The organism is bacterium CG_4_10_14_0_2_um_filter_33_32 (genome assembly GCA_002792735.1).
Lineage (GTDB): Bacteria > Patescibacteriota > CPR2_A > CG2-30-33-46 > CG2-30-33-46 > CG2-30-33-46.
The window spans coordinates 1-2,823 of sequence record PFOW01000043.1 but is presented as its reverse complement, the minus strand read 5'-3'; the positions used below and the strand labels follow the sequence as shown (position 1 = coordinate 2,823).

The window sequence follows — 2,823 nt, the reverse complement described above, 5'->3', positions numbered from 1 at the left end:
TAAAAATATTGTAAGGAATTTTTATACCTCAAAAGATAATATCCAAAATTGAAAAAGATATAAAAAAACCAGGTTTCTTAAAAAGAGTTTTGGGTGTATTTTTGATTTTTATTGGTTTTTTAGCTCTGATAACACCCTTAACTCCAGGTTCCTGGCTTATATTTGTTGGATTAGAATTTATTGGCCTGTCAGCTTTTGTTAGGGGTAAAAAAGAAAATAAGTAACCTTCTTAGATTCTTGTTTTCGGTTAAAATTTGTGTTATTTTTTTATTTGAATTAGCTTTGCGGGTGTCGTATAATGGCTATTATATCTGCCTTCCAAGCAGAAGATGAGAGTTCGATCCTCTTCACCCGCTCCAAAAGTAAATCAATAAGGGAGTGCTAATTATTATGAATAAACTTGTTTCTGATATGATGCTTGAACTTCATGTTCCAGACTTTGAGCTAACTAAGAAGTTTTACGGAGATTTAGGATTTGAAGTAGTTTGGGAGAAAAAGCCAGAGGAAAGAAAAGGCTATATGGTAATGAGAAATAAAGGTAGTATTCTTAATTTTTACTGTGGGAATGATCATGTGTTTGAACAAACTTATTTTAGGAGATTTCCTAAAGATACTAATCGAGGGTATGCTGTAGAGATTGTTATTCCTCATGACGATATCAGTGCCCTTTACAAAAAAGTTTTTAATAAATATAAAAATTTAGTAGTGGAACCATTACAAATACGTTTTGATAGACTTGATTTTAGAATGGTTGATCCTTTTGGTTTTTATTTACGCTTTGTTGAACGGTACAATTGGGTTGATGGAAAAGATAAAGAGGGCAATCCTTTAGCTTAAATTCATATGACTAATTCTAAAAAAGAAAATATTGAAGTTGAGTTACGTGGACCGTTATCAAAAGAAAAGTTTCTGGAATTAGAGAACTTTTTTAAAAATAATGGGAACTTTAAGTCAAACAAAGAAAGAGTACTAATTGATTATTCCACTTTTTTACCTGAAGAAGGAATTGAAAAAAGACAAAAAGATATTCGCCTGAGAGTAACTAATGGGGTGCCTGAGATAGTGGTTAAGCTTGGTAATTGGGGAGGGGATGAAAATAGAGAGGAAATTTCGGTTTTAGCTAAAGAGGGAAATTTTGATAATTTAGTTAAAATTTTCGGAATCTTAGGTCTTCAAAAAGGCATGCTTTGTGTTAGAAAGAGTAAAGTATACGATTATCAAGAAATCGAATTTGCTCTTGTTGAGGTTCCGGATCACAGTTTTTATTTTGAAGCTGAAAAAGTTATCAGCAGAGAAGATGATATAGAAAATACTAGAAAAGAAATAAGAGAAGTTTGTCATGGGTTGGGATTAGATATTTTCGACGAAGAAGGATTTTTTAAATATATAAATACGCTCAACAAAGAAGCAAACGAAGTCTTTGAATTTGATAATCACCACGATACTTATTTTAAGGATCGTTTCAACTTATAAACAACCTTTAAACATTGGTTATTGAACCCTTGTAGTGTATGATAATTATATATAGTACATGGGTTTAATATGAGATTGGAAGATAAAAGAAAAGCAATAGAGTTGCGTCAAAAAGGTTTTACTTATAACGAGATAAAAGAAATTATACCAAGTATTTCTAAGGGAACTCTTTCTGGTTGGCTTAAAAATATAGATTTAAGTAATATACATAAAAAACGCATTCTTGACAAGATTAAAGATGCGAGTCAAAAAGGAAGAGTAAAGGGTGCTTGGGTTAACAAAAAGAAGAGGGAAGATAGAATTAAAAAAATTCAAAAAGAAGCAAAAAAAGAGTTTCGTATACTTGCTCAAAAACCTTTATTTCTTATTGGATTATCTCTATACTTTGCAGAAGGAACACATAAATTCCAAAGATTCCAGTTTGTAAATTCAGACCCTCGGATTATAAAGCTTATGATGGCCTGGTTAAAAAAAGTTTTTAGAATAAGTGACGAGAATATTAATTTTAGATTATATTTGCATGAAATATATAGCAATGAAGGTTGTGAGGAATTTTGGGCAGATATAGTTAATGTTCCTGTTGAAAAATTTTTGAAAACTGTATATAAGCCAACCTTGCATAGATTGAAAAAGAATTTATTATATAAAGGATGTTTAAGAATTGAGGTAAGGGGTAGTGAGTTATTTTGGAAAATTCAAACATGGCAGAATATGTTAACAGAGATTAGTAATTAAATATGCCCTCGTGGTGAAATGGATATCACACGAGTCTTCGGAACTCGGTTTGGGGGTTCGAATCCCTCCGAGGGCACCAGTAAGGAATTTGCAAGCGATTTGGGTTCGCCTCGCTTCGCTCGGCGACCAAATTGTAAGGGATTTTGGGCGAAAAAATCAGTTGGCGGTTTTGTAAAATGTGGTTCGAGCCGATGTTTTTAAGAAATGTTGTCATTTCTTTTTTGTTTTCGGTTTCTACTAATTTTACGGCTTGATTTAAGGACTTTACGAACTCACGAGCCGGTTCGAGCCAAGACAATCCTTTTTGCTCAAAGTCGCTAATTTTTTCTTGAAATTCCACTTTCTGTGATAGCAATTCCTGTTTTTTGGCGGCGTATTCTTCTGTAGATAAAACATCGCTCAAAAACACATCAAGCAGTTTTGCTAACCTGGTTTCAACTTGTTTAAGCTGCTCTTTCAGGCTTTCTACTTTTGATTGAGCATGTTGCTTTGCTTGTTTTTGTTCGCTATCTAACGCCGCCAAAATTTTTTCCGTGTCTTGGCTCGACAAAGAAACTTTTTGAAGATAGTTTTTGATTTGCTCAACAAGTGCTTCTTCGCGCAAATAGTGCTTTT

3 protein-coding genes and 2 tRNA genes are annotated in these 2,823 nt (G+C 32.9%); all 5 read left to right on the top strand.

All coding sequences use genetic code 11. The annotated features are described in order from the left end of the window. Positions 1 to 284 precede the first annotated feature (284 nt). The 5 genes from COX95_02695 to COX95_02675 all read left to right on the top strand — a co-directional run bounded on the left by COX95_02695 (position 285) and on the right by COX95_02675 (position 2,287). Positions 285 to 359, top strand: a tRNA-Gly gene (locus COX95_02695). Between the two features lie 31 nt (positions 360 to 390). After that, on the top strand, positions 391 to 837 hold the full coding sequence (locus COX95_02690) for a hypothetical protein (GenBank protein PIZ85892.1): 447 nt from the start codon (positions 391 to 393) through the stop codon (positions 835 to 837). A 6-nt stretch (positions 838 to 843) separates the two neighbouring features. Then, positions 844 to 1,473, top strand: coding sequence for a hypothetical protein (locus COX95_02685; protein PIZ85891.1), 630 nt, complete (start codon positions 844 to 846; stop codon positions 1,471 to 1,473). Positions 1,474 to 1,542: 69 nt separating this feature from the next. Next, on the top strand, positions 1,543 to 2,208 hold the full coding sequence (locus COX95_02680; GenBank protein PIZ85890.1) for a hypothetical protein: 666 nt from the start codon (positions 1,543 to 1,545) through the stop codon (positions 2,206 to 2,208). A 4-nt stretch (positions 2,209 to 2,212) separates the two neighbouring features. Then, positions 2,213 to 2,287, top strand: a tRNA-Arg gene (locus tag COX95_02675). The last annotated feature ends 536 nt before the right edge of the window (positions 2,288 to 2,823 follow it).

Coding starts and splice junctions, on each gene's coding strand:
- COX95_02690 (PIZ85892.1), top strand. CDS start 391: ATGAATAAACTTGTTTCTGATATGATGCTTGAACTTCATGTTCCAGAC.
- COX95_02680 (PIZ85890.1), top strand. CDS start 1,543: ATGAGATTGGAAGATAAAAGAAAAGCAATAGAGTTGCGTCAAAAAGGT.
- COX95_02685 (PIZ85891.1), top strand. CDS start 844: ATGACTAATTCTAAAAAAGAAAATATTGAAGTTGAGTTACGTGGACCG.